General features: G+C 73.4%; 22 protein-coding genes. 8 read left to right on the top strand and 14 right to left on the bottom strand.

From position 1 onward, the window contains the following. Positions 1-37: 37 nt before the first annotated feature. From PUR56_RS32690 to PUR56_RS32680, 3 genes are all read right to left on the bottom strand, one after another. Positions 38-1858, bottom strand: coding sequence for a glycosyl hydrolase family 18 protein (locus PUR56_RS32690; RefSeq protein WP_329951601.1), 1821 nt, complete (start codon positions 1856-1858; stop codon positions 38-40). 347 nt (positions 1859-2205) lie between these two features. Next, positions 2206-2904, bottom strand: a complete 699-nt coding sequence (locus PUR56_RS32685; RefSeq protein ID WP_329951600.1) for a hypothetical protein — start codon at positions 2902-2904, stop codon at positions 2206-2208. 286 nt (positions 2905-3190) lie between these two features. Continuing rightward, positions 3191-3751 carry a DoxX family protein gene (locus PUR56_RS32680; RefSeq protein ID WP_329878889.1) on the bottom strand — a complete coding sequence of 187 codons (561 nt, stop codon included), beginning with the start codon at positions 3749-3751 and terminating at the stop codon, positions 3191-3193. 207 nt (positions 3752-3958) lie between these two features. Between PUR56_RS32680 and PUR56_RS32675 the strand changes: the two genes are divergently transcribed. Further along, positions 3959-4594 (top strand): MarC family protein, encoded by a 636-nt coding sequence (locus PUR56_RS32675; protein WP_329878890.1) that lies wholly within the window; start codon positions 3959-3961, stop codon positions 4592-4594. Between the two features lie 109 nt (positions 4595-4703). On the opposite strand, the gene PUR56_RS32670 is transcribed toward PUR56_RS32675, so the two are convergent. Beyond that, complete coding sequence (locus PUR56_RS32670) at positions 4704-5255, bottom strand: NADPH-dependent FMN reductase (protein ID WP_329878891.1); 552 nt, start codon at positions 5253-5255, stop codon at positions 4704-4706. 88 nt (positions 5256-5343) lie between these two features. Next, complete coding sequence (locus PUR56_RS32665; RefSeq protein WP_329878892.1) at positions 5344-5778, bottom strand: Lrp/AsnC family transcriptional regulator; 435 nt, start codon at positions 5776-5778, stop codon at positions 5344-5346. 264 nt (positions 5779-6042) lie between these two features. Between PUR56_RS32665 and PUR56_RS32660 the strand changes: the two genes are divergently transcribed. Both PUR56_RS32660 and kynU read left to right on the top strand, forming a co-directional pair. Continuing rightward, positions 6043-6873, top strand: a complete 831-nt coding sequence (locus tag PUR56_RS32660; protein ID WP_329951599.1) for a tryptophan 2,3-dioxygenase — start codon at positions 6043-6045, stop codon at positions 6871-6873. Between the two features lie 44 nt (positions 6874-6917). Next, the gene (gene kynU / locus PUR56_RS32655; RefSeq protein WP_329951598.1) at positions 6918-8144 is read left to right on the top strand and encodes a kynureninase; all 1227 of its coding nucleotides are present in this window, start codon (positions 6918-6920) and stop codon (positions 8142-8144) included. Positions 8145-8264: 120 nt separating this feature from the next. Here the strand turns inward: kynU and PUR56_RS32650 are convergent, their stop codons facing one another. Then, a complete protein-coding gene (locus PUR56_RS32650) occupies positions 8265-9218 on the bottom strand; it encodes a hypothetical protein (RefSeq protein ID WP_329951597.1) in 954 nt (317 codons plus the stop codon). 62 nt (positions 9219-9280) lie between these two features. Between PUR56_RS32650 and PUR56_RS32645 the strand changes: the two genes are divergently transcribed. Further along, complete coding sequence (locus PUR56_RS32645; RefSeq protein ID WP_329878896.1) at positions 9281-9910, top strand: TetR family transcriptional regulator; 630 nt, start codon at positions 9281-9283, stop codon at positions 9908-9910. A 106-nt stretch (positions 9911-10016) separates the two neighbouring features. Here PUR56_RS32645 and PUR56_RS32640 read toward each other — a convergent pair whose 3' ends face one another. Beyond that, entirely contained in the window at positions 10017-11579 is a 1563-nt protein-coding gene (locus tag PUR56_RS32640; RefSeq protein WP_329951596.1) for a choice-of-anchor A family protein, read from the bottom strand. Between the two features lie 210 nt (positions 11580-11789). On the opposite strand from PUR56_RS32640, the gene PUR56_RS32635 reads away from it, so the two are divergent. From PUR56_RS32635 to PUR56_RS32625, 3 genes are all read left to right on the top strand, one after another. Further along, positions 11790-12566 carry a 4'-phosphopantetheinyl transferase family protein gene (locus PUR56_RS32635; protein WP_329951595.1) on the top strand — a complete coding sequence of 259 codons (777 nt, stop codon included), beginning with the start codon at positions 11790-11792 and terminating at the stop codon, positions 12564-12566. A 140-nt stretch (positions 12567-12706) separates the two neighbouring features. After that, positions 12707-13189, top strand: a complete 483-nt coding sequence (locus tag PUR56_RS32630) for a DUF2269 family protein (protein WP_329951594.1) — start codon at positions 12707-12709, stop codon at positions 13187-13189. A gap of 45 nt (positions 13190-13234) precedes the next feature. Continuing rightward, complete coding sequence (locus PUR56_RS32625) at positions 13235-14071, top strand: MmyB family transcriptional regulator (RefSeq protein ID WP_329951593.1); 837 nt, start codon at positions 13235-13237, stop codon at positions 14069-14071. A gap of 4 nt (positions 14072-14075) precedes the next feature. On the opposite strand, the gene PUR56_RS32620 is transcribed toward PUR56_RS32625, so the two are convergent. The 6 genes from PUR56_RS32620 to PUR56_RS32595 all read right to left on the bottom strand — a co-directional run bounded on the left by PUR56_RS32620 (position 14076) and on the right by PUR56_RS32595 (position 20540). Beyond that, the gene (locus tag PUR56_RS32620) at positions 14076-14501 is read right to left on the bottom strand and encodes a hypothetical protein (protein ID WP_329951592.1); all 426 of its coding nucleotides are present in this window, start codon (positions 14499-14501) and stop codon (positions 14076-14078) included. Between the two features lie 182 nt (positions 14502-14683). Further along, entirely contained in the window at positions 14684-15631 is a 948-nt protein-coding gene (locus PUR56_RS32615) for an amidohydrolase family protein (RefSeq protein ID WP_329951591.1), read from the bottom strand. After that, positions 15628-17262 carry an acyl-CoA dehydrogenase family protein gene (locus PUR56_RS32610; RefSeq protein ID WP_329951590.1) on the bottom strand — a complete coding sequence of 545 codons (1635 nt, stop codon included), beginning with the start codon at positions 17260-17262 and terminating at the stop codon, positions 15628-15630. Before PUR56_RS32610 ends, PUR56_RS32615 begins: the two co-directional genes overlap by 4 nt. Further along, positions 17246-17875: a TetR/AcrR family transcriptional regulator gene (locus PUR56_RS32605; RefSeq protein ID WP_329951589.1), complete on the bottom strand. Its 630-nt coding sequence runs from the start codon at positions 17873-17875 to the stop codon at positions 17246-17248. The genes PUR56_RS32610 and PUR56_RS32605 overlap by 17 nt, the downstream gene beginning before the upstream one ends. Before the next feature lie 154 nt (positions 17876-18029). Beyond that, positions 18030-19487 (bottom strand): S28 family serine protease, encoded by a 1458-nt coding sequence (locus PUR56_RS32600; RefSeq protein ID WP_329951588.1) that lies wholly within the window; start codon positions 19485-19487, stop codon positions 18030-18032. 150 nt (positions 19488-19637) lie between these two features. After that, complete coding sequence (locus tag PUR56_RS32595) at positions 19638-20540, bottom strand: S1 family peptidase (RefSeq protein ID WP_329951587.1); 903 nt, start codon at positions 20538-20540, stop codon at positions 19638-19640. 509 nt (positions 20541-21049) lie between these two features. On the opposite strand from PUR56_RS32595, the gene PUR56_RS32590 reads away from it, so the two are divergent. Beyond that, positions 21050-21943 carry a metallophosphoesterase family protein gene (locus tag PUR56_RS32590; RefSeq protein ID WP_380360327.1) on the top strand — a complete coding sequence of 298 codons (894 nt, stop codon included), beginning with the start codon at positions 21050-21052 and terminating at the stop codon, positions 21941-21943. Positions 21944-22002: 59 nt separating this feature from the next. On the opposite strand, the gene PUR56_RS32585 is transcribed toward PUR56_RS32590, so the two are convergent. Then, positions 22003-24525 carry an ATP-dependent Clp protease ATP-binding subunit gene (locus tag PUR56_RS32585; protein ID WP_329951652.1) on the bottom strand — a complete coding sequence of 841 codons (2523 nt, stop codon included), beginning with the start codon at positions 24523-24525 and terminating at the stop codon, positions 22003-22005. Positions 24526-24662: the final 137 nt, after the last annotated feature.

The following is a 24662-nucleotide window of genomic DNA, read 5'->3' as shown; positions in this document are numbered from 1 at the left end:
CAGGTGCTCAGGTGCTCAGGTGGTCGAACCGGGGGGTTCAGCAGGGACCGTTGTCGGTCCAGACGCCCCACTGGCCGGCCAGCGACGGGTCGTCGCCCTTGGTCCACCACTTGTTGGTGTAGTAGCGACCCTTCCAGGAGACCTTGGTCGGGGTGGCGTAGGTGGTGGCCGAGTCCCAGCTCGGGGCAGCGGCGCAACCCGGCGGGGTGGTCGGCGGAGTGGTCGGCGGCGTCGTCGGAGGAGTCGTCGGCGGGGTGGTCGGAGGCGTCGTCGGCGGCGTGGTCGGCGGGGTGGTCGGAGGCGTGGTGGGCGGCGTGGTCGGCGCGGCCGGGCAGGCGGCGGCGGAACCGTTGGTGGCCTCGACCATCTTGTCGAACAGCGCGGTCTTGGTGCCCAGGTCGTACAGCGAGAAGGCGAAGGAGCCGCCGAGGCCGTTGCAGTGGGCGTAGTCGATCTTCGCCTGGATCGAACGGGCGTCCTCACCCGACCAGAACGTCGAACCGTCGTAGAAGTACGTGGTCTTCGCGGTGTCGTCCCAGAAGGTCTTCGCCGGGTTGTCGACGAAGCCGGCCAGCTCCTTGTACATCTGGATGCCGGGGACGTTGCCCGAGAGCGCGGCACCCGCGGCGGGGCCGGTGGCGGGCTGGAAGAGGCCGTTCTTGCCGTTGTTCTGGACGCCGGTCCAGCCACGGTAGTAGAACGGGACACCCACGTTGATCTTCTTGGCGGGGAAGCCGCCGGGGATGCCGTAGTCCGGGTCACCCGCGGTGTACGCCTTGATCGCCGCGTCGACCGAGTACTTGCCGTTGCCCGGCTTGGCCGGGGTCATCGGGTCGTTCGGACCGGAGTAGATCGGGGCCTGGTGGTTGGTCGGGCCCTTGGCGTCCCACGCACCGTGCATGTCGTAGGTCATGATGTCCAGGAACGTCAGGTACTGACCGATCTTGTCGGTCTCGACGTTCCGGATCTTGTCCTGGCCGGCGCCGACCGCCGCCGCGGTGGCGTAGGTCTTGTTGTCGGCCTTGCCCTGGGCGTCGAGCTGCTCACGCAGCTCCTTCAGCAGCAGGGTGAAGTTCTGCTTGTCGTTCGGGCTCTCCAGGTTGCCGGCGTGACCGCCACCGCCCGGGTACTCCCAGTCGATGTCGATGCCGTCGAAGATGCCGGCCGCCGAGCCCGGGCCGCCGTAGCCGGCGTCGACCGGCAGGTTGCCCTTGATGAACATGTCGATGCAGGACGAGACCAGCTTCTTGCGGGAGGCGTCCGTGGCCGCCGCCGCCGAGAAGAACTTGGAGTAGGTCCAGCCGCCCAGCGAGATCAGGATCTTGAGGTTGGGGTTCTTCGCCTTCAGCTTCTTCAGCTGGTTGAAGTTGCCCGCGATCGGCTGGCCCCAGGCGTCGCCGACGCCGTCGACCGAGATGTCCGGACCGAAGCTCTTCTGGTAGTCCGCGAACGCGTCGCCCGCGCCGTCACCGGCGTTCGGGTTGTTGTCGTCCTGGTTGGCCGCCTTGGTGGCCTGGAAACAGGAGAGGTTGGTCGGGTGGATGTTGGCGAACGAGTAGACCAGGTAGTCCAGCTTCCCGGCCACGCCGGTGTCCTGGATCGTCTTGGGGTAGTACGCGTTCGCGTAGATCGACCACTGGTCGAAGTAGGCGACCTTGATGCCGCCGCTGGTGGCGGGCGCGCCGGTGGTGTTGGTGACGGCGGCGTTGGCCGCGGTCCCGCCGGAGAGGGCGAGGCCCGCGCCGAGCAGCAGGGAGGCCGTGGTACCGGCGGCGATCGCGGTCAGGCTCTTGGACCGCCGACGACGGCCGCCCTCCTGAACCGGGGCCCCGGCCCTTTCGATGCGTGAACGGAGCATGGGTGCGTGACTCCTGGTGTGGGGGATTCCGTCCGTCCCGGGCGCTCGTACGGGGTGGGGCCGTACGACCAGGACATGACAGAACGGGATGGGGAATCGAGCGAGAGCATGCCTTCGACGGACGCCGGGAGAAGCCGAACCGGCGCCAGTGGCGAACCACTGACGCCGGTTCAGGGGCTCCCTGCACCTGGGCACTAAAATGGACTAGACCAACTACCCCGTCAAGGGGTGATGTTGAGGCTTGAGCCGCCCTTAAGGTTCCCCCGTGACCGGGCCGACCCCGCTGACCTGCGGGTCAGCGGGGTCGGCCGGGCCGGAGCAGGCGACCGGTACCGGCCGCCGGCGGCTCAGTACCGCACGGCATTGGCGACTACGGCCTTGACCGAGCCCGTGAGGTCCCGGTTGCTGCGCGCGGTCCCCTGGCCGCTCTGTCCGGCCGCCACGTCCGAGATGTTGACCACCGCCGCGTCCAGCACGTTGCCGGAGTCGTCGGTGAAGTTGACCTGGACCACGTACCGGTTGGCCTGCTGCTCGTGGTTGTTCACGGTGACCGGCACCTCGACCTTGCCGTCCGAGGCGGTGGTCACCGCACCCAGCGACGTGTCCCCCTTGGCATCCAGGCCGCCCTTGATCCCGGCGATCGCCGAGGACGCCGCGGCCTGCGCCGACGCGGCGGACGACGAGAGCCCGCCCGCCACCGACGCGGCCGCCGAGGAGAGCCCACCCGCCGCCGAGGACAGCGCCGAGCTCGCCGCCGACGCGGCGGCCGAGGCGGCGCCCGCGATCCCCGACTGCACCGCGGCGGCGGCCGAGGAGACGGCGCTGCTCGGCGCGGAGTCCGAGGAGCAGCCGGCCAGTGCGGCCCCGCCGAGCACCGCGGCGCCCAGCACCGCCGCCAGCGCCCGGCGCGGACGGCGGACGGCCGGCGCGGCCTGGTCCTGGACGGTGGGCCGGGGCGGGGCGGCCCGGTCCCGCGCGGTCGGCCCGGGCCGGGCGACGGTCCGGCGGGACGGAGCCGCAGTGCGGCTGAGCGGCTGGCGATCCATCGGGGTCCTCGATTCTGGCCTGCGCCGGAGGGCCCGGCACGCCTCCCGCCCACCCTCCGGGGGCCGGGGCGGGCCTGCCATCAGGGCTGGTGCGTTCGGGTGAGCACCCTCCGGAGCCGCCCCCGGGGCACCCGGGCGGGAGCCCGGCGGTGCCCGGAGCCGCGGTACCCGGGGCCGCAGACCCGGGGCCGCGGTGCCCGGGCGGGAGGCCGGAACGGCGCCCGGCGCGCCCCGGAGGGCGGCCGGGGGTCGGCCCGGCACACCCCCGGGGAGCGCCCGCAGGTGCTCAGGAGAGCCCCGCGCCCTCCTGCTCCTGCGCCTCCACCGCCGCCCGCTCCTCCTGCAACCGGACGACGTGCCGGCGCCGCGCCACCACCCCGTACGCCGAGGCCGCGCTGCCGGCGAAGGCCAGCACGCCGACCCACGGCCGGTTGAAGACGTGCCCGGTCAGGTGGTCCAGCGAGTACCGGCCGGGGCCGGCCAGCCCCAGCGCCAGACCGGCCGCCCCCAGGAAGGCCGGGTACTCGTAGCCGCCCGAGGTCATGAAGAACCCGGCCGGGGCGTGCACGGCGACCGCGCCAGCCATGGTGCCGGCGACCACGGCGCCGGCCGCGGGCGTGGCCAGACCGGCGACCAGCAGCGCGCCGCCGCCCGCCTCGCCGAGCCCCGCCGCCAGGGCGCTCTGCCGGGCCGGGTGGAAGCCCATCGCCTCCATCGCCTTGGCGGTGCCGTCCAGGCCACCGCCGCCGAACCAGCCGAACAGCTTCTGGGTGCCGTGGGCGATCAACACCCCGCCGACGGCACCGCGCAGGGCCAGCAGGCCCAGGTCGATACGGTTCAGAGCCATGTCGCATCCTCTTCCAGTCACCAGCGGAGGGACGATCCGGTTTCCATAGCACCGGACGACGCCCGACGGCTCGACTCGGGACCGCCATCCGGGCGATTTCAGGCCCGGCCGGGAATGAACCGCCACCGGCGTGGCCGGCGCCGGACGACACCGTGCCCGGGGGCGTGGCGGCCGGGCCGCGCCGACCGCCGAAGGGATGCTTGGCCCATGTTCGTCTTCAACCTGAGCAGCGCCTTCATCGCCTTCTTCGCCGTCGTGGGCCCGCCGAAGGTCCTGCTGTCCTTCGCCCGGCTGGCCGGCACCCGGTCCACCGCGGAGCTGCGTCGGCTGGCCGCCTGGAGCACGATCATCTCGGCGGTGATCGGCGTGGTGCTCGCCTTCAGCGCCGACTTCGTCACGTCGCTGTTCCACATCAGCGACCAGTCGTTGCAGCTGGCCGGCGGGACGATCTTCTTCACCTACGCGATGGCACTGGTCTTCGGCGTCCACCTGGGCGGGGGCACCGACGAGGAGGACGAGCACCTCGCCAACCCGATGGTGGACGGCATCCGCGAACTGCTGCTGCCCTACATCGCCAGCCCGCTGGCGGTCACCGCGGTGCTGGTCGGCTCGCTCACCAAGGACGACTGGGGCTGGCGGGTCACCGTGGCCGGCGCGTACCTCGCCGTCGTGCTGATCAACTACGTCTGCGTGTCCGTCCTCGCCCCGCTGATGCGCCACACCCACCGCACCTCGCTGGAGGTGGTCTCCCGGCTGCTCGGCCTGCTGCTGGCGGCGGTCGGCGTCGAACTGTTCCTGAACGGACTGGCCGGGCTGGGCCTGCACCTGCCCGACGGGCACTGAGCCCCGACGGGCAGGGCGGCGGCCAGGCGTGGGAAGCGGCCCGGCGTGGGAGGCGGCCGGCACGGCGCCGGCCGGGCGGGCGGGCGGGGCCGCGGTCGGCCCGCCCCGCTCAGCCGGCCGTGGTCAGCCGGACCATCACCTCGCCGATCCGGTCCCGCACCAGCGGGTCCGCGACCAGCCCGTCCGGCCCGACGTCCCCGCGCGCCAGCGGGACCCGCACGCAGGCCTCCTCCACCACGACCGCCCCGGTGTACCGGAGCACGGTCCGGAGCGCCTCCTCCGCACCGAGCCCCCGGCCCGGCCCGGCCGTGCTGATCCAGGCAGCCGGCTTCTCCGCGATCTCGATGCCGCCCACCGTCCAGTCCAGCAGGTTCTTGAAGGCGCCCGGCAGGGTGCCCGCGTACTCGGGGGCGCAGATCAGCAGCGCGTCGGCGGCCTCGATCGCGGCCCGCAGCCCGGTGACCGGCTCCGGCAGCGGGTCGGTGTCCAGATCCGGGTTGAAGTGCGGCAGCCCGCCCAGACCCGTGTAGTAGGTGGCGGTGATGCCCTCGGTGAAGCGCGCGACGGCGGCGGCCGTGCGCAGCACCGTCTCGTTGGCGGATCCGGCGCGCAGGCTGCCCGGGAGCAGCAGGATGTGACGGTCGTTCGGGTCGTTCGGCATGGCGAGGAACCTACTCCCTCCGCCGGCCCCGGTCCGCCGCCGGGCCGTCCACGCCGCCCGGCCGCCTGCGCACCGCTTCCGCCCCGGGCTACGGCACCTCCACCGGCCGCCAGGGCACCGGGCTGGAGAGGATCATCGAGCTGGACGGCTGCCCGTAACCGCCGAGCCGGTCGGTCAGCGCCTCGAAGTCGGCCATCGTCGGCACCGCGACCAGCAGGACGCAGCAGGCCCCTCCGGTCACCCGGTGCAGTTGGAGCACCTCCGGCCAGGCCGCCACCGCGGGGTCGCGCAGCAGGCAGCGCGGTCCGTAGCACTGGATCTGCACCAGGGCGGTGATCGGCAGCCCGGAGCGGGTCAGGTCCACGTGGGCGTGGTAGCCGGTGATCACCCCGTCGGCCTCCAGACGGCGCACGCGTTCGGCGACGGCGGGTGCGGAGAGGCTCACACGGCGGGAGAGTTCGTTGTACGAGAGCCGGGCGTCGGCCTGCAGCTCGGCCAGCAGACGGCGGTCGACGGCGTCCATCACGGCTCCTCGCGGATCGGTTTCGAGTGGCTGGATCCCGCTGCTTTGCGATCGTGAGGAGAATCGGGAAAACGCCTCTCGTACGACAGGCCCGGTCGCGGTTGCCGTGCCCGCCACCCATTCAAATGCGGGCCGGGGCCGCCGCACAATGGGGCCGCGGCGACGCCCGGGGCGGCAGGACCGAATTCCGGGCCCGTCCGGTTATCGGCCGTCCGGCTGTCGGACCCCTGGATGTCCGTCGCCGCAGAACCAGAAGGGATCCGCATGGGGCACGACACGGTGGAGACACCCAGCCTGTCGTTCGGTCGGGGCGGGGAGCCGGGTCGGGGCACCCCGTACGCCCGCTACGCCCGGCTGGAGGAACTGCACAGCCTGCAGCACCCGCTCAGCAAGGTCCCGGCGGAACTGTCGTTCATCGTCACCACCCAGGTGATGGAGCTGCTCTTCGACCTGTTGCGGCACGAGTGGACCCTCGCCCAGCAGGCGATGCGCGAGGACGACCTGCCGACCGCGCTGGCCGCGCTGCGGCGCGGCACGCACGCCCAGGACGTGCTGGTGGAGTCCTGGGACCTGCTGGCCGCACTGACCCCGCAGGAGTTCAACGCCTTCCGCTCGGTGTTCGGCGAGGCCTCGGGCTTCCAGTCGTCGGCCTTCCTGCACCTGGAGTTCCTGATCGGCAACAAGAACGCCGCGCTGCTGCGGATGTACCGGGACACCCCGGAGACGCTCGCCGAACTGACCGGCGCGCTGCACGCTCCCGGTCTGTACGACGACGCGCTGGCGCTGCTGGCCCGGCGCGGCCTGGTGGTGCCGCACGAGGCGTCCGACCAGCGGTACCAGGAGGACGAGGCGGTGACGGCGGCCTGGCGGCGGGTCTACACGGAGCCGGAGTTCGCCGGGCTGCTGCCGCTCGCCGAGGCGCTGCTGGACGTCGCCGAACGGGTGACCCGCTGGCGTCAGCGCCACCTGGCGTCGGTGAAGCGGTCGATGGGCGCCAAGCCCGGCTCGGGCGGTTCGAGCGGCCTGACCTGGCTGCGCCGCGCGGCCGAGCAGGACGTCTTCCCGGAGCTGTGGACCGTCCGGAACGAGCTGTGACCGGCGCGGCCGGCGGCACGGGCAGAACGAACGAGAGGCTGGGCATGATCACGCGCGAGGAGTGCGGGGCGCTGGACGCCGCCGACCCGCTGGCGGCGTTCCGCGGGGAGTTCGCCCTCCCGCCGGGGGTGGTCTACCTCGACGGCAACTCGCTCGGCGCGCTGCCGGTCCGCACCCCCGGGCGGGTGCGGCAGGTCGTCGAGGAGGAGTGGGGCCGGGAGCTGATCCGCAGCTGGAACGACGCGGGCTGGTTCGAGCAGCCGTACCGGCTGGGCCGGCGGATCGCGCCGCTGGTCGGAGCCGCTGCGGAGGAGGTGGTGGTCTGCGACACCACCTCGGTGAACCTGTTCAAGGTGCTGACCGCCGCCCTGCGGCTGCGCCCCGGGCGGGGGACGGTGCTCGGCGACGGCGCGGCCTTCCCGACCGACCTGTACATCGCCGAGGGCGTGACCGGGCTCGTCCCCGGCGCCCGCAGCGTGCTGGTGGACCCGGCGGAGCTGGACGCCCACCTGGACGCGGACGTCGCCGCGGTCGTCCTCTCGCACGTCGACTACCGCACCGGCGAGCTGCTGGACATGCCCGGGATCACCGCCCGGGTGCAGGCCGCCGGGGCGCTGATGATCTGGGACGTCTGCCACTCGGTCGGCGCGCTCCCGGTCGAACTCGGCGCGAGCGGCGCGGACTTCGCGGTCGGCTGCACCTACAAGTACCTGAACGGCGGACCCGGTTCGCCGGCCTTCCTCTACGTGGCCGGCCGGCACCTGGAGGCCGGCCCGGAGCAGCCCCTGAGCGGCTGGTTCGGACACGCCCGCCCGTTCGCCTTCGAGCCGGGCTACGCGCCGAAGGACGGCATCGGCCGCTTCCTGACGAGCTCGCCCTCGCTGCTCGGACAGGCCGCGCTGGAGTCCTCGCTGGACGTCTGGGAGCGGGTCGACCGGGCCGCCGTCCGGGCCAAGAGCCTGGCGCTGACCGACCTGTTCGTCTCGCTCGTGGAGGGGCTGGACGGGATCGAGGTGGCGACCCCGCGGGAGCACGCCCGGCGGGGCAGCCAGGTCGCGCTGCGGCACGCCGACGGCTACCCGGTGGTGCAGGCGCTGATCGCGCGCGGGGTGATCGGGGACTTCCGGGCGCCGGACCTCATGCGGTTCGGCTTCACCCCGCTCTACCTCTCGTACACCGACGTGTGGGACGCCGCGCGGCACCTGGCGGAGGTGCTGGAGAGCGGCGAGTGGAAGGACGAGCGCTTCGCCCGCCGCGGCGAGGTGACCTGACCGGCCCGGGCGGCCCCTCCCCCGCAGGACCGGGCGAGGGGCCGCCGCCCGTCCGGGGCCGCCGCCGGACCTCCGTCGGGACCGTCGTCGGGCCGGCTTCAGGCCGTCGTCGGGCCGGCTTCAGACCACCGTCAGTTCGGCGATCAGCCGCCGGTAGACCCCGAAGGCCGGCTTGGGCGTGTAGTCGTCCCGGAGCAGGCCGAAGTGGTGGAAGGGACCGGGGCCGGCGCTGTCCGCGTCCCGGAGGCCGAAGTGCCCGTAGCCGGTGACGTTCAGCTCGGCGGCGAGGCCCGCGACCGTCCGGACCACCTCCTCCACCACCTCGGCCTGCCGCCCCTCCGAGCGGTCCGGCCCGGTCGGCCAGCCGTGCTCGCAGATCCGGATCGGCACCGCCGGGCCGATGCCGGCCGCGGCGACGCTCTCCTTCCGGAAGCCGGCGAGCACCGCCGCGACCACCTCGGCGAGCCGCTCGGCCGGGACGGGGCGGAAGACGTCGGGGAAGAAGTCCAGACCGACGTAGTCGAGCGCGCGGTGGAACCGCTCGTCGGCGAGCGCGCCGAGGTCCGGCCAGAACGTGTCGGCGGGGTCGAAGGTCAGCACCGCGTTGAACCCCACCGCGAGGTCGAGGCCGCAGGCCAGTGCCTCCTCCTTGGCCGCCACCACCCCCTGGACCAGGGCCTGCCGGACGTTCGGGACGGAGCCGTCGAGCACCGGCGAGTCGGCGTTCGGCTCCTCGCAGATCTGGAGCACGCCGATCCGGTGGCCCTCGGTGCGGACGGTCCGCCGGACGAAGTCGAGCCAGCCGTCCAGCCGTCCGGTCGGCTCGCGGAACTGCAGGACGAGGTCGAGCCGGCGGCCCTCGACGGCGTAGCGCTCCGGCCCGGCCGGGGTGGGCGGGGTGGCCGGCCCCTCCGGGTACGAGCGGTAGGCGCGGACGAGCAGGGTGGGCGCCCCGCCCTGGAGGTCACGCAGTGCGGCCGTGATCCGGTCCGGGTCGTCGGGGCTCACGGGTGCGACCGTGCCGGTGTCGTCGCCGAGCAGGCCGCCGGGATAGATGCCGAAGGTGAAGGTCATGCCTCACCGTAGCCGACATTATTGGTGTCACTGCAAGTTTGGTGCGGCACTATGATTTCGGCATGGGACTTCGCGAGGACAAGAAGCACCGGACCCGCGCCCTGCTGGCCGACACCGCCATGGGGCTGTTCGCCGAGCGCGGGTTCGAGCAGGTGACCGTGGTCGAGGTGGCCCGGGCCGCCGGGGTCTCGCCCAACACGGTGTTCAACTACTTCCCCACCAAGGAGGACCTCTTCTTCGACCGGCAGGACGAGGTGGAGGGTCACCTGGCGCGAGTGGTGCGGGAGCGTCCGGCGGGCGCGTCCGTCGTGGACGCCGTCCGGACGGACCTGCTGGCCGGGCTGGACGCGGGCGAGCCGACGTACGGGCTGAGCCCGCAGGCGGCGGTGTTCTGGCGGTTGGTCGCGGAGAGCCCGGCGCTCCGCGCACGGCTGCTCGATCTGGGCGAGCGCGCCGAGCGGGCGCTGGCGGCGGCACTGGCCGAGGAGGCCGGGACACCCGCGGACGCCCCGCTCCCCCGGCTGGTCGCGGGCGCGATCGCCGGGGCGCACCGGGCGGTGTTCGCGGAGATCCGGCGGGGCATGGTGGCGGGCGAGCCGGTGGACGCGGTCCGCACGAGGGTGGAAGCCGCGGTGACCGCGGGGTTCGGCCTGCTGGGGTCGGGCCTCGCGGGGTGGCCGCCCGCCCGGTGAACGGCCGCCGGGCCGCGCACCCCGGGTGGGCGCCGGTCCCGGCGGGAACGGACCGGGCCGCCCGGTCGAGGTGACCGGGCGGCCCGGGGCCGACTGCGGGACGCGGCTAGCTGTGGCGTCCGCGACGGCGGGCGGCGAGCACGGCGAGGCCGCCGAGGCCCAGCAGGCCCACGCCGGCCAGGCCGAGGACGACCGGGCCGTTGCCCGCGCCGGTCGACGGCAGTTCACCGCCCCCGCCGCCCGGCTTGCCGGGGGCCGGGTGGTGGCCGGTCGGACCGTGGCTGCCCGATCCGTGGCCGCCCGGCCCGTGGCTCGTCGGCCCGTGGCTGGTCGGCGCCGCGCTGGACGAGCTCGGCGAGGAGGTGGGCGAGGTCGGCGAGGCCGTCGGCGAGGTCGGGCTCGCGGTGGGGGACGTGGGCGAGGCCGTCGGGGACGTCGGGCTCGCGGTGGGGGACGTGGGCGAGGCCGTCGGCGAGGTCGGGCTCGCGGTCGGGGAGGTCGGGCTCGCGGTCGGCGACGTCGGCGAGGAGGTCGGCGAGGTGGGCGACGGGCTCGGCGTCACCTCACAGTCCGGCAGGTCCCCGTCGAACGGGTAACTGTGGATCTCGTAGCCGCCGTTGCCGGTCTGGATCAGGTTGCCCGCCAGGTAGACCCGGCCGTTCATGCCCGGCATGGCGATGGTGGTGGTGCCGGCCGGGTTGCCGGCCATCACCGAGCCCTGGAACTGCGCGCTGCCGAGGATCTGCGCCGAGGTGGCCGTGGGGAAGTTCCACAACAGCTTGGAGCGCATCTCGGTGGTCGGGTCGCCCGGCAGGCCCGTCCCGGTGTAGGTGTTGATGTTCGCGTCGTCGGACAGCATGTTGACCACGACGGTGGCACCGGCCGGGATGTTGTTGAACACCAGGCCGATCTGCCGGGCCGCCGCGCCCAGGCTCCCGGTGACGTTGAAGACCTGCTTCATGCTGGTGCCGTCACCGGTGAAGGTCGCCTCGGTCATGGTGACCGCCACGGTGCCGGTGGCCGTCGCCCGCCCGACACAGGCGGAGACGTCCTCGATCTGGGTGAGCACCGACTGGTACGGCGCGGCGGCGTTCGCGTCCTGGATCGCCTGACCGGTCGGGTCGATGGAGACCGTGCCGGTGAGCGTGCCCGCGTAGCGCAGGTTGCCGAAGGCCTGGCCCTGCGAGTCGCTGCCGCCGATCAGCAGCGAGTTGCCGGGCAGCATGGTCACGTTGCCGCCGACGGTGAGGAAGTCGCTGCCGTTCGGCGGCACGACGCGGGAGCCGACGCCGACCACGCCCGCGTTGTAGGCGCCACCGCCCTCGCTCTTGTCGACGGTGAAGTCACCGAGCGCGACGATCTTGCCCTCGGCCTCGGCGGCCCGCCCGTTCACGGTGTAGTCGCCGCCGGTGAAGACGTTGATCGTGGCGTCCCGGCCGGGGAAGTCGCCGTTGTTCGGCGGCGGCCAGGTGGCCGGGCAGTCCGGCCCGCTGCAGGCGCCCAGCGGCGGAGCCAGCGGCGCGGCGGAGCCGACCGTCAGCACCGCCGCCAGCGGCAGTGCCGCGACGGCGGTCGCCACCGCGACCCGGACGGTCCGTCGCCGGCCGGCGGCCGGCGCGCGCTCCACGGCGGTTCTTCTGTGATCCGGCGTACCGGTGCCCTGATCCATCGACACATTCCTCCGCGCAGAGAAAAGGGCAGGTTGCACAACCTGCCTCGTTCCGTTTGATACAGGATCATCCCACCTGATTCCCTCAGATCCGGGACATCAAATATCAAATCGGACGATCCACACCCTACAGACCATCAGCAGCGATCCGACAATCCGTCGAACGGCCGACCGGCCCCGTGGGCCGCCCCTCCCCGCTAGGTTGAGACCATGACTTCCGAGCCCCAGCAGACGCACGAGAACCCGGACACCCGCCCGGACGCGGACACGGGCACGGGCACGGGGGCGGACACGGGCACGGACGCCGCACTCGCCACCGTCGCGGCCAGCGCCGACGTGCTGCGCCACCCCGAGGCCGGCGAGCACCTGCTCACCGCCGTCGAGAAGGAGCGCGCCGCCCGGTTCCGCCACGAGGCCGCGCGCGTCGACTTCACCGCCGCGCACATCCTGGTCCGGCTCTGCGCCGCCCGGCTGCTCGGCGTCCCGGCCGCCGGGCTGACCCTGGCGCAGAACTGCCCCGACTGCGGCAAGGGCGACCACGGCAAGCCGTACCTGCCCGACCACCCGGACGTCTCGGTCAGCCTCTCGCACACCAAGGGCGTGGTCGCCGCCGCCGCCGGACACCGGCCGATCGGGGTCGACGTCGAGCTGAACGCCCGCAGCGGCAGCCTGCTCGACGTGGCCGGGCGGGTGCTCACCGCCGCCGAGCTGCGGCAGGTCGAGGCGCACGCCGACCCGGCGTCGGCCTTCCTGCGGTTCTGGGTCCGGAAGGAGTCGCTGATCAAGATCGGCCGCACCAGCCTGGACGAACTCGCCGGCGTCGACCTCTCCGGCCTCGCCCTGGACCTGCCCGCCGGCGGGCCGCTGCTCAGCCGATTCGAGGAGCTGTACCTGCTCGACTGGGTGGACGACGCGCACGGCGCGGCCGTCGCGGCGGTGAGCGCCGTGCCGCCCCGCGTGGTGGTGCTGGCGCCGCCGGCCGGCTGACCGGCCGCGGATCCACCCGCCCGGAGGGGCTCCGGATAAGCGGTGTTAGCGTCCTGACCAGGGCGGAGGAACCGGACGCCCCGGCTGTCCGCGCCGCGATCGCCCGCGCAGCCCCCGTTGAGTCCCTAGGGTGCCCCGCCATGGCCAAGTTCCTGCTGAGCCTGCACGTCCTCGCCTCGGTGCTGTTCATCGGTCCGGTGGCCGTGGCCGTCAGCATGTTCCCCCGCCGGGCGTCGGCGGCACTCGCCGGCGGCCCGGACAAGGCGGCCGACGCCGGCATGCTCCGGATGCTGCACCGGATCACCCAGGTCTACGCGCTGCTCGGGATAGCCGTCCCGGTGCTCGGCATCGGGGTCGCCCAGGTGATGGACGTGCTGGACCAGTCCTGGCTGATCGTCTCGATGGTGCTCACCGCGGTCGCGGCGCTGTCCCTGCTGCTGTTCGTCCTGCCCGCGCAGCAGGCCGCGGTGGACGCGCTCGACCTCGACGCCGAGACGGCCGAGCACGGCAGGGCCGTCCGGGGACTGAAGCTGCTTCCGATGACCGCCGGCGTGTTCAACCTGCTCTGGGCGGTGGTCGTGGTCCTGATGATCATCCGACCGGGATCGACCACCGGCGCCTGACCCCGCCACCCCCGCCGGTACGGCCTCCGTACTACTGTCCCGCCCATGACGATCATCGCGGGGATGGGGCCGGAGACCGGTTCGGGCGTGGGCGTCCTGCTGCGCGGCTGGCGGGAGCGGCGCCGGCTCAGCCAGCTGCAACTGGCCCTGCTGGCCGACTCCTCGGCCCGGCACATCAGCTTCGTCGAGAACGGACGCGCCCGGCCCAGCCAGGAGATGGTGCTCCGGCTCGCCGAGCACCTCGACGTCCCGGTCCGCGAGCGCAACACCCTGCTGCTGGCCGCCGGGTACGCGCCGCACTACCCCGAGAAGCAGCTGGACGACCCCGCGATGGACGCGCTGCGCTCCGGCATGGAGCGGCTGCTGGCCTCGCACGACCCGTACCCGGCGCTGGTGGTCGACGGCACCTTCCGCGTCCTGGCGGCCAACCGCTCGCTCGGGATGCTGCTCGCCGGGGTCGCCCCGCACCTGCTGGAACCGCCGCTCAACGCGATGCGGATCACCCTGCACCCCGAGGGACTGGCCCCGCTCATCGTCAACCTGCGGCAGTGGCGGCAGCACCTGCTGGAGCGGATGGAGCGGCAGGTCGGACTGATCCGCTCCGAGCCGCTGCGGGCGCTGCTCGACGAGGTCGGCGCCTATCCGGACCCGGTGGGCGGCGCGGCGGACGACGGCGCGGACGACGACGCCACCGCCCTGTTCCCCTTCGCGCTGCCGCTGCGGATCGCCTTCGGGGGGCGGGTGCTGTCGTTCCTGTCGACGATCACGACGTTCAACACCCCGATGGACGTGACCGTCTCCGAACTCGCCCTGGAGGCCTTCCTCCCGGCCGACGCGGAGACGGTCGCGTTCCTCCAGGCCGCCGTGGGACCGGAGCGGTGACCCCTCAGCGGGCGACGGCCCGGCGGCGCAGCGCGGTGAACTGGAGGACGGCGAAGAGGAGCACCGTGCCGGCCTGAAGCGGGATCCAGACGAGGCCGGCGGTGGTCGGCTCCAGCCAGAGCTCCATCGCCAGGACGCTGAGCACCGTCCAGGCCAGGTTGACCTCGATCACCGCCTGCACGGCGAGCCGCGGCGGCTGCGGACGGGCTGCCAGCAGGCCGACGGCGAGGCCGACCACCGTGAGCAGCACACCGATTTCGACCAGCGTCGAGCGGCCGACGCCGAGCAGGTCACCGAGCGGGCCGGAGAAGGCCAGGTAGGCGAGGCCGTTGCCGCCGGTCACGACGGCGTCCAGCGCGAGGTAGCCGCGCAGGGCCTTCGGGGAGGCGGGGGCGGTCGGACGGGCGGCGGCAAGGGTGTTCGCGGACATGGCGGATCGGCCTCCGGTGGTCGGAACGGATCCCGGGCCGCGGTCCCGCGACCCGGTGCCGCCCACTCTGGCGGGCCGCCCGGAAGGCGTCGATTACCTCCGAGGTCATGGCCTCCCCGCCGGTCGGGCCCGGCCGCCCGGGGAGGGCCGCGCCGCAGCCCGCGCCATGCATTGACGTATCGTCAGATGCCGAAGAGGCGGGCCGCGTTGTCGTGACAGACCGCGCGCAGCCAGTCCTCCCCCAGCCCGGTCCGCTCCAGCGCGTCCAGCTGGTGCACGTACCGGTAGGGGATGTTGGGGAAGTCGCTGCCGAGCAGGACGCGGTCCCGGAGCCCGGCCAGGCGCGGCAGTTCGGCGGGCGGGAAGGGGGTGTCCCGCTCGACGAAGTCGGTGAACGCGATGGTGGTGTCGAGCCGGACCTCCGGGTACCGCTCGGCGAGGTCGAGGAAGTCGGTGTACTCGGGCAGGCCGAGGTGGGCGACCACCAGGACGAGCCGGGGGTGCCTGGCGAGCACCTCGCCGATCGGCCCGGCACCGGTGTGCTTGCCGGGGACCGGCCCCGATCCGCAGTGCGTCACCACCGGCGTACCGGTCTCGGCGAGAAGGCCCCAGACCTCGTCGAGCCGCTCGTCCGCCGGGTGGTAGCCGCCGACCTGGAGGTGCGCCTTGAAGACCCGGGCGCCGCCCTCGATCGCCCGGGCCACGTACCCGGGTGCCCCGGGCTCGGGGAAGAACGTGGCGGTGTGCAGGCAGTCCGGGGTGCGGGCGGCGAATTCGGCGGCCCAGCCGTTGAGCCACCCGGCCATGCCGGGCTTGTGCGGGTAGAGCATCGCGGTGAACGCCCGGACACCGAACTCCCGCAGCCACCCGACCCGCCGGTCCTCGGCCTCGCGGTAGGTGATCGGCCACGGCCGGTCGACCAGCGGACCGGCCGCGTCGAAGTACGCCCACACCTTGTCGAGGACGTTCTGCGGCATGAAGTGCGTGTGCACGTCGATCAGTCCGGGCAGGCCGAGGCCCTGCCAGAAGGCGCGGACCCCGGCCGTCTCGGCGTCCCGGGCCTCCCGGGCCTCCCGGGCCTCCCGGGCCTCCCGGGCGGCCTGCACGGCCTGCTCGGCCGGACCCGTCATGCCGGCACCGGGCGGGCGCGGTCGATGATCGCGCCCGCGTCGACGCCGGCCGGCAGCGTGCCGAAGGCCGCTCCGTGGTCGCCGCCGAGACGGGAGGCGCAGAACGCGTCGGCCACCGCCCGGTCCCCGTACCGGACCAGGAGCGAACCCTGGAAGGCCAGTGCCATCGACTCGACCAGCCGGCGGGCGCCGAACTCCGGGTCGTCCGGGCCGGCCAGCTCCTTGCGCAGCCCGGCGACGGCGGCGTCCAGCCTGCGGTCCGCGCCGGCGGCGGCGTCCAGCTCGCCGAGGAGGGCCTCGACGGTCTCCGGGCGCCGGGCCATGGCGCGCAGCGCGTCCAGGGCGGCGACGTTGCCGGATCCCTCCCAGATCGAGACCAGCGGCGCCTCGCGGTAGAGCCGGGGCATCGCGGACTCCTCGACGTAGCCGTTGCCGCCGAGGCACTCCAGCGCCTCGGCGGCGTGCGCCGGACCGCGCTTGCAGACCCAGTACTTGGCCACCGCCAGGCCGAGCCGGCGGACCAGCGCCTCGCCCGTGTCCCCGGCGAGCGCCGCGTCGGTGGCCTGGGCGAGGCGCATCGCCACCGTGGTGGCCGCCTCGGACTCGACGACGAGGTCGGCGAGCACGTTGCGCATCAGCGGCTGGTCGACCAGTGCCCTGCCGAACGCCCGCCGGTGCAGGGCGTGGTGGACGGCCCGGGTGGCGCCGAGCCGCATGCCGGAGGCGGCACCGGTGGTGCAGTCGAGGCGGGTCATGTTGACCATCTCGATGATGGTCGGGACGCCCCGGCCCTCCTCGCCGACCAGCCACCCGACCGCGTCGTCGTACTCGATCTCGGCGGAGGCGTTGGACTTGTTGCCCAGCTTGTCCTTGAGCCGCTGGAGGTGGATCCGGTTGCGGGTGCCGTCGGGCAGGACCCGCGGCAGCAGGAAGCAGCTGAGCCCGCCGGGCGCCCGGGCGAGGGTCAGGAAGAGGTCGGACATCGGCGCCGAGGTGAACCACTTGTGGCCGGTGAGGCGGTAGCTGCCGTCCGGCCGCGGGGCGGCGGCCGTGGTGTTGGTGCGGACGTCCGAGCCGCCCTGCTTCTCGGTCATCGACATGCCGGCGATCAGGCCCCGCTTGCCCTGCGGTGCCCGCAGCCCGAAGTCGTACGTGGTGGAGGTCAGCAGCGGCTCGAACTCGGCGGCCAGCGCCGGGGCGGCGCGCAGGGCGGCCACGGCGGCGTAGGTCATCGAGACCGGGCAGGTGTGACCGGCCTCGACCTGGCCCCAGACGAGGAACTTGGCGGCGCGGGCGGCGTGCGCGCCGGGCCGGTCGTCCCGCCACGGCGCGGCGTGCAGGCCGTGGCCGACGGCGGTGCGCATCAGCTCGTGCCAGGACGGGTGGAACTCGACCTCGTCGATCCGGTGGCCGAAACGGTCGTGGGTGCGGAGCACCGGCGGGTGCTCGTTGGCCAGCCGGCCCCACTCGGCGGCCTGTTCGGAGCCGGCCAGCCGGCCGAGTTCGTGCAGCTCCGGCTCGGCCCAGCCCGCGCCGGCCCGGTGCAGGGCGGCGAGCAGGGCCGGATCGGCCGCGGTGTCGTGTCCGTACGGCAGGGGTACCTGGTTGGTGACCTCATGCGTCGCTGTCATCGCGTCCTCCCAGGGCACGCAGGGTGAAGGAGACCAGGGCGGGGACCACCTCGGGCGGGGCGGTCCGGGTGTCCGGCGGACGGGCCGCCGCGAGCGGACCTGCGAGCGCCTCGCCGACCGCGCCGACGATCGCGGCGGCGGTCAGTTCCGGGTCCTGGCCGGGCACGTCGCCGGTGGCGAGGGCGGCGGTGATCTCGGCGGCGATCACGTCGCGGAAGGCCCGCCGGAACACCAGGCGTTCCGCGTCCACCACGGTGTCGGCCGGCTCGACCAGGAGCGCGTGGGCGAGCCGTGGCGCACGCAGGGCGCGGGCGGCGAAGGTCTCGACCACGGCCGCGATGCGCGTCCGGGGGGTGTCGTGCCGGGCGACGGCCTCGTGCACGGCGGCCACCTCCCGGGTGACGACCCGGCGGAACAGCTCGACCGAGAGCTCGGCCTTGCTCGCGAAGTGCTGGTACATCGACCCGGTGGCGATCCCGGCGCGGTCCGCGACCGCGGCCATGGTGCAGCCGCCGTAGCCGCGCTCGGCGAGCAGCCCGACCGCGGCCTGGAGCACCGCCTCGCGCTGGGCGTCCAGGCGGGCTTGTACGGCGGGCGTGCGTCGGTAGGCCATGAAAGAATTGAAGCACCGATTCACTGCTTCGGGGAGAGGCGCGCGGCCCCGGGAACGGACCGGGGGCCACCCGCCGACGCGCGGTCGGCGGGTGGCCCCCGGGGGTGGTGCTCGGCCACCGCGCCCTACAGGCGGGCGCGGGCAGGCGCGTGCCCTACAGGCGGACGCGGTCCTGCTTCAGCCCCTCCTCGTCGAGCGGGCCGATCGGCGGGACGCGGTACTGCCCGCTCAGCGAACGGGCCGCGGCGTCCCCGCCGAGTCCGGCCCACTCCAGCACCTTGGCGGTGGCCGCCGCCGACTCGGCGGCCGGCAGCTTCTCGATGTTGGCGCCGTGGTTGCCGCCGGGCACGGTGTAGACGTAGCTGTCCTCGCTGCCCCGGCCCAGCCGGAACGGCTCGGCACCCCACGGGTCGTTCTGGCCGTAGACGTAGATGATCCGCTCGGCGGAGTTCCGCACCCAGCGGTCGATGTCGCGCATCGCGGACGGGTCGAACCGCATCGCGATGTTCTTCGGCACGTAGGTGCGCGGCGAGTACAGCTCCTTGTAGTCGTAGTGCAGCAGGCCCTTCAGGTGCGACACGTCGAAGCTGGGCGCGCCCAGCTCGGTGCCGGCCTGGTAGTAGTACGCCGTGTAGTTGGCGAGCGACTGGTCGCTGTTGCCGGTGATGCCGGACTGGGCGTCGAACCAGGCGTACAGCTCGTCGTCGGTGGCGGTGGCGGCCGGGACCTTGGCGCAGTCGGCGGCCAGGCTGTACTGCCAGAACGCCCAGACCGTGTCGAGCACGCCGGACTCGTACGCCCGGTCGGCGCTGCCGGTGGTGGTGAAGGTGGAGCCGGCGGCGGCGTTGTCGGCGGTGTAGCGGGCGAACAGCCGGTCGCGGCGGACCAGCAGTTCGCGCTGGGCGGCGGTCAGCGCGGCCCGGCACTCGGGCGTGCCGACGTTCCGGAAGAACCGGGAGTAGGCGGAGTCCTCACGGTCGTCGACGTCGTTCGGCGCGACGTAGGCGATGGTGCCGGCCACGTCGTCCGGGAAGAAGCGGCGGTGGTAGGTCGACGACATGCCGCCCTTGGAACCGCCGGTGGAGAGCCACTCCTCCTGGTAGATCCGCTTCAGCGCGGTGATGATCCGGTGCGAGTCCGTGGCCCCCTGACGGATGCCGGCCTTGCTCCAGTCGGCGGGCACGGGACGGGACGGCGTGAAGTAGCGGTACTCGACGGAGACCTGGTTGCCGTCGACCAGCCGGGCCGGCTCGGTGCGCGAGGGCGTGGTGCGCAGCGCGTAGCCGTTGGTGAAGTAGACGGTCGGGCGGTCGTAGCCGCGGTGCAGCACGCTCAGCCGCTGCTGGAAGCTGCCCAGCCAGGGGCGGTCGTGGTCGATCGGCTGGGTGTAGGTGAGCAGGAAGTAGCGGTGGCCGGTGGTGGTGGGCCGTTCCTCGGTCACGGTCAGTCCGCGGATCGCCGCCAGGCGGTCCTTGATGTCGGCCGACGGGTCGTCGGCGACGGAGGACGCGCCCGCGGCGGCACCCTCGGCGAGCGCCGGGGTGGCCAGGCCGAGGCCGAACAGCGGTATCAGCAGGACGGCCACCAGCAGCCCTCTGAGCTTCTTGGTCATCAACTCTCCATCGGGTCAACGGAACTGTTCGATGCTCTGTCCGTACTCTCCGACAGCCGGCGGGCGGCTGCCGTACGGACCGGCCGTCCGGTAGACGGCCGAATGGGCCACCCGCAGGTCGCGGATGGCCCATCGGGGTGAACGTGCTGGTCAGGGGCGCGGCAGGGTGCAGCCGGGCAGGGTCAGGTCGAGCCGGTTCCCGGAGGCGAAGCAGGCCGGGATGGTGTAGGTCTCCTGGGCGTAGCCGATCCCCCGGCGGACGGTGACCGCGCCGTTCTGGTCGACCTCGCAGGGGTTGTTCAGGGTGCACCGCTGGCCGGACTCGTTGATCGTGTTGTTGACGGCGACGACGGTGCCGTTGGCGTCGACGACCGGCGAGCCCGAGGTGCCGCCGATGACGTTGCAGCTGGACGTGTAGCGGACGGAGTCCTTGAACGTCCACTCGGCTTCCTTCAGCCGGTAGGCGAACCCGTCGACGGAGCAGGAGTAGATCTTCTTCCAGTACCCGGAGACGACCTTGATCGGGGTGCCCTGGACCGGGTGGGTGGCCGCGACGGTCAGCGGGGCGATCCGGTACTGCGACTGGATCGCGGCGTAGGTGGTGTTCAGCTGGTAGATCGACACGTCGGTGTCGGTCATGGCGCCGTACACGATCTTGGTGGCACGGAGCGTGCCGAGCGATCCGCCGCTCGCGTTGAGCAGCGTGAAGGTGCGGCTGGACGCCCGGTTGACGACCACCTGGCCGGGGCCGGGCATGCCGGTCTCCAGGCAGTGGCCGTTGGAGAGCACGAGGGCCGGGTCGTTGGCGGTGGAGTTGGGGAGCCGGACGAGCGAGCCGGAACAGTTGTTGAGCGCGACGGTACCGGCGAAGGTGACCGCGGCGAGCGCCTGTTGACCCTCGGGCGCCGCCGCGACGGTCCGGGCCGCGGCTTCGGCGGTCGCGGCGGTCGGGGCGGTCACGGAGGGGGCGGCGGTCGCCACGGGGGCTCCGGCCAGGGCGGTGGCCCCGGCGAACAGGAGCGTGGCGAGCGTGCCTATGAGCGGCTTCTTCATGAGAGACCTCTCGGTGTGGGGGTGCACCAAAGCTGTCGCGGACATGACGTGTTGTCAAGAGTCGCGCCGCGTCCGGATCCGGACGCCCCGACCGGGGCGACGATTTCGGCCGCCCCGACCGATCCCGACGCACCGGCCGAATGGCCGGAGCATCAACTCGCCTACCCCTGAGGGCTATTGGCCTCGGCACCGTCCACCGGCCAGTGCCGGCGGCCGACGCTGATCAGCCGCGGCTGGAGGCGGGGCCGTGGCCGCAACCCGCCGGCTCGCGCCCCGGGTCGGCCGACCACGGCGTGCTCCGGCGGTTCGGCCTCCGGCGCCGGGCCGGGGTCGACCGGGCTCGGGTCGGCGCCGGGCCGGGGTCCTCCGGGGTCCGACCCGGCGCCGACCGGGGTCCTCCGGGGTCCGGTCCCCGCCTCCGGTGGTCGAGATCCGGCCACTCTGCGGGCACACACCCGTCCGCCCCCCGTACTGTTGGCCGGAGGCCGGGTGACGACATGGGGGCTGAAGTGACCGAAGTGACCGGAGCGACCGACAGGACCACCGCCGGGCGCGGCGACACCGGGCCCGGGCGGGCCGGCCGCCTGCTCGCCGTGAGCGACCTGCACGTCTCCTACCAGCAGAACCGCGACCTGGTGGAGCAGCTACGCCCGGAATCCCCCGACGACTGGCTGATCGTCGCCGGTGACGTCGCCGAGTCCACCACCACCATCCGCTGGGCGCTGGGCCTGCTCGCCGAGCGCTTCGCCAAGGTGATCTGGGCGCCCGGCAACCACGAGCTGTGGACGCACCCCAACGACCCGGTCCAACTACGCGGCGTCGCCCGGTACGAGTACCTGGTCCGGCTCTGCCGCGAACTCGGCGTGGTGACCCCCGAGGACCCGTACCCGGTCTGGACCGGCGCCGGCGGCCCGGTCGCCGTCGCGCCGCTCTTCGTGCTGTACGACTACTCCTTCCGGGCCCCCGGCACCACGACCAAGGAGGAGTCGCTGGCCGCCGCCTACGAGTCCGGCGTGGTCTGCGCCGACGAGCGGTTCCTCCACCCGGACCCGTTCCCGGACCGCGACTCCTGGTGCCGCGAGCGCGTCCGGCTCACCGAGAAGCGGCTGGCCGGGCACGACCCGGAGCTGCCGCTCGTCCTGGTCAACCACTACCCGCTGGTCCGGGAACCCACCGAGATCCTCTGGTACCCCGAGTTCGCCCAGTGGTGCGGCACGGAGCTGACCGCCGACTGGCACCGCCGCTTCAACACCGCCGCGATGATCTACGGCCACCTGCACATCCCCCGGCGGACCAGCTACGACGGCGTCAGGTTCGAGGAGGTCTCGCTCGGCTACCCGCGCGAGTGGGGCAAGCGCGGCCTGCCGGACCCGCTGCTGCGCGAGGTCTTCCCGCAGTCCTGAACGCCCGGGCGGCGCGCCGGTCACTCCCGACGCGCCGCCTCCCGGCCCTGCCGCCCCTACTACTCCGGCGCCTTCTCCTCGGCCTCCGCGAAGGTCGCCGAGGGCTCCGGCCGTTCCGTCACCACCACCAGTTCGCCGCCCGACACCTTCGCCACCAGCGTGTCGCCCTCCTGCACGCTGCCGTCCAGCAGCAGGTTGGAGATCCGGTTGTCCAGCTCGTGCTGGATCGTCCGGCGCAGCGGCCGGGCCCCGAACTCCGGCTGGTAACCCCGGTTCACCAGCCACTCCTTGGCGTCGTCCGTCACCTCCAGCCGGACGTCCTGCGCCTTCAGGCGGCGCCGGCTGCGGTCCAGCAGCAGGCCCACCACCTGGAGCAGGTCCTTGCGGGTGAGCCCGTGGAAGACGATCACCTCGTCGATCCGGTTGAGGAACTCCGGCCGGAACTGCGTCCGCAGGTCCCGCATCAGCTCGTCCTTGATCTCGTCGACGTCGCCGGCGTGGTCGAGGATCCGTTGCGACCCGATGTTGCTGGTCATGATCACCACGGTGTTGCGGAAGTCGACCGTGCGGCCCTGCGCGTCCGTCAGCCGTCCGTCGTCCAGGACCTGGAGCAGCAGGTTGAAGACGTCCGGGTGGGCCTTCTCCACCTCGTCGAAGAGCAGCACGCTGTACGGCTTGCGGCGCACCGCCTCGGTCAGCTGGCCCGCCTCGTCGTAGCCGACGTACCCGGGCGGGGAGCCGACCAGCCGGGAGACCGTGTGCTTCTCCTGGAACTCGCTCATGTCGAAGCGGATCATCCGGTCCGGGTCGCCGAAGAGCAGCGCGGCCAGGGCCTTGGCCAGCTCGGTCTTGCCGACACCGGTCGGCCCGAGGAAGAGGAACGAGCCGGTCGGCCGGTCCGGGTCGCCCATGCCGGCCCGACCGCGGCGCACCGCCTGGGCGACGGCCGTGACCGCCTGGTCCTGCCCGATCACCTTCTCGTGCAGGTGCTCCTCCAGCCGCAGGAGCCGCTCACGCTCGGTGGCGTTCAACTCGGCCACCGGGATGCCGGTACGGCGGGAGAGCACCTGCGCGATGTCCTCGGCGGTGACGGCGACGACCTCCTCCCGGTCCTCGGCGAGCGCGGCCAGCTCGTCCTCGGTCTGGCGCAGCTCGGCCTTCAGGTTGGCGGCCCGGACGAACTCCTCGTCCGCCACCGCCTCCTCCAGCTCGCGTCGCAGCTTGGTGATCCGGTCCTGCACCGGCATCGCCGTCGTCGATCCGCTCAGGCTGCGCAGCCGGACCCGCGCGCCCGCCTGGTCCAGCAGGTCGATCGCCTTGTCCGGCAGGAAGCGGTCGCTGACGTAGCGGTCGGAGAGCGTCGCGGCGGCGTCCAACGCCTCGTCGGTGAAGCGCACTTGGTGGTGCGCCTCGTACGCGTCGCGCAGGCCGCGCAGGATCTCGACGGTCTCCTCGACGGTCGGCTCGGGCACCAGCACCGGCTGGAAGCGACGCTCCAGGGCGGCGTCCTTCTCGATGTGCCGGCGGTACTCGTCCAGGGTGGTGGCGCCGACCACGCTCAGCTCGCCGCGGGCCAGGGCCGGCTTGAGGATGTTGCCCGCGTCCATCGAACCCTCGCCGCCGGAGCCCGCCCCGACCACCGTGTGCAGCTCGTCGAGGAACAGGATCACGCTCTGCTCGGCCGCCGTGACCTCGTCGATCACGCTCTTCAGCCGTTCCTCGAACTCGCCGCGGTACTTGGAGCCGGCCACCAGCCCGGTGAGGTCCAGGGTGACGACCCGCTTCTCCTTCAGGCTCTGCGGCACGTCACCGGAGACGATCCGCTGCGCCAGCCCCTCCACGATCGCCGTCTTGCCGACGCCCGGCTCGCCGATCAGCACCGGATTGTTCTTGGTCCGGCGGGACAGGATCTCGACGGTCTGCTCGATCTCCTCGGCCCGGCCGACCACCGCGTCCAGCCGGCCCGCCCGCGCCTCCTCGGTGAGGTCCTGGCCGTACTCGTCCAGGGTGGGCGTCCGGCTCGGCTGCGCACCGCCGGAGCTGCGCTCGCCACCGGAGCTGCGGCCGTCCAGCACCGTGCGCAGCGCCTCCTGCGAGGGGGCCACGTTCCGCAGGGCCGCCCCCGCGCCCGACCGTTCCTCCTCCAGCAGCGCCCCGAGGATGTGCTCGGGCCCGATGTACGAGGCACCCGCCGCCTGCGAACGGGCGTGCGCGGCGAGCAGCGCCCGCTTGGCGGCCGGCGTCAACGCGGGCCGGCCGTCCCCGGTGGGCGTCTCCGCGCCGACCGGCAGCGCCTCCGCCAGGTCGCCGGCCAGCCGGTCCGGGTCGATCCCGGCCCGCTCCAGCATCCGGCGCGACGGATCCACCCGGGTGGACGCCCACACCAGGTGCGCGGTGTCGAGATCGCTGCTCCCGTCCTCGGCGGCACGCTGCGCGGCCAGGCCGAGCAGCTCCTGCGCCGACTCGCTGAGCAGCCGACCGATCGGCACCCGCTGCACGTTGGGTGGGGACGCCATCGGGCTCATGCCGAAGAACCGGCTGAGCAGGTCGGAGAACGGGTCGTTCGATCCGAACGGCGGCATGGTCACGGTGGTTCACCTCTCCCGAGCGGGCTGCGCCCCCACACAAACACAGGCCGTGCGGCCCCGCCTCCCGAGCGCGGGCGGTCGGGCGAGGGGCTCGGAAGGGGCTCGGAAGGGGCCCGGGAGGCGCTCTGTTC

Origin of the sequence: Streptomyces sp. BE303, from assembly GCF_036290945.1 — a bacterium.
Lineage (GTDB): Bacteria > Actinomycetota > Actinomycetes > Streptomycetales > Streptomycetaceae > Kitasatospora.
This window is presented reverse-complemented; position numbering and strand designations above follow the sequence as displayed.

Bases quoted from the DNA above. Each gene is read 5' to 3' on its own strand.
- PUR56_RS32690 (WP_329951601.1), bottom strand. From the start codon at position 1,858: ATGCTCCGTTCACGCATCGAAAGGGCCGGGGCCCCGGTTCAGGAGGGC.
- PUR56_RS32685 (WP_329951600.1), bottom strand. From the start codon at position 2,904: ATGGATCGCCAGCCGCTCAGCCGCACTGCGGCTCCGTCCCGCCGGACC.
- PUR56_RS32680 (WP_329878889.1), bottom strand. From the start codon at position 3,751: ATGGCTCTGAACCGTATCGACCTGGGCCTGCTGGCCCTGCGCGGTGCC.
- PUR56_RS32675 (WP_329878890.1), top strand. From the start codon at position 3,959: ATGTTCGTCTTCAACCTGAGCAGCGCCTTCATCGCCTTCTTCGCCGTC.
- PUR56_RS32670 (WP_329878891.1), bottom strand. From the start codon at position 5,255: ATGCCGAACGACCCGAACGACCGTCACATCCTGCTGCTCCCGGGCAGC.
- PUR56_RS32665 (WP_329878892.1), bottom strand. From the start codon at position 5,778: ATGGACGCCGTCGACCGCCGTCTGCTGGCCGAGCTGCAGGCCGACGCC.
- PUR56_RS32660 (WP_329951599.1), top strand. From the start codon at position 6,043: ATGGGGCACGACACGGTGGAGACACCCAGCCTGTCGTTCGGTCGGGGC.
- kynU (WP_329951598.1), top strand. From the start codon at position 6,918: ATGATCACGCGCGAGGAGTGCGGGGCGCTGGACGCCGCCGACCCGCTG.
- PUR56_RS32650 (WP_329951597.1), bottom strand. From the start codon at position 9,218: ATGACCTTCACCTTCGGCATCTATCCCGGCGGCCTGCTCGGCGACGAC.
- PUR56_RS32645 (WP_329878896.1), top strand. From the start codon at position 9,281: ATGGGACTTCGCGAGGACAAGAAGCACCGGACCCGCGCCCTGCTGGCC.
- PUR56_RS32640 (WP_329951596.1), bottom strand. From the start codon at position 11,579: ATGGATCAGGGCACCGGTACGCCGGATCACAGAAGAACCGCCGTGGAG.
- PUR56_RS32635 (WP_329951595.1), top strand. From the start codon at position 11,790: ATGACTTCCGAGCCCCAGCAGACGCACGAGAACCCGGACACCCGCCCG.
- PUR56_RS32630 (WP_329951594.1), top strand. From the start codon at position 12,707: ATGGCCAAGTTCCTGCTGAGCCTGCACGTCCTCGCCTCGGTGCTGTTC.
- PUR56_RS32625 (WP_329951593.1), top strand. From the start codon at position 13,235: ATGACGATCATCGCGGGGATGGGGCCGGAGACCGGTTCGGGCGTGGGC.
- PUR56_RS32620 (WP_329951592.1), bottom strand. From the start codon at position 14,501: ATGTCCGCGAACACCCTTGCCGCCGCCCGTCCGACCGCCCCCGCCTCC.
- PUR56_RS32615 (WP_329951591.1), bottom strand. From the start codon at position 15,631: ATGACGGGTCCGGCCGAGCAGGCCGTGCAGGCCGCCCGGGAGGCCCGG.
- PUR56_RS32610 (WP_329951590.1), bottom strand. From the start codon at position 17,262: ATGACAGCGACGCATGAGGTCACCAACCAGGTACCCCTGCCGTACGGA.
- PUR56_RS32605 (WP_329951589.1), bottom strand. From the start codon at position 17,875: ATGGCCTACCGACGCACGCCCGCCGTACAAGCCCGCCTGGACGCCCAG.
- PUR56_RS32600 (WP_329951588.1), bottom strand. From the start codon at position 19,487: ATGACCAAGAAGCTCAGAGGGCTGCTGGTGGCCGTCCTGCTGATACCG.
- PUR56_RS32595 (WP_329951587.1), bottom strand. From the start codon at position 20,540: ATGAAGAAGCCGCTCATAGGCACGCTCGCCACGCTCCTGTTCGCCGGG.
- PUR56_RS32585 (WP_329951652.1), bottom strand. From the start codon at position 24,525: ATGCCGCCGTTCGGATCGAACGACCCGTTCTCCGACCTGCTCAGCCGG.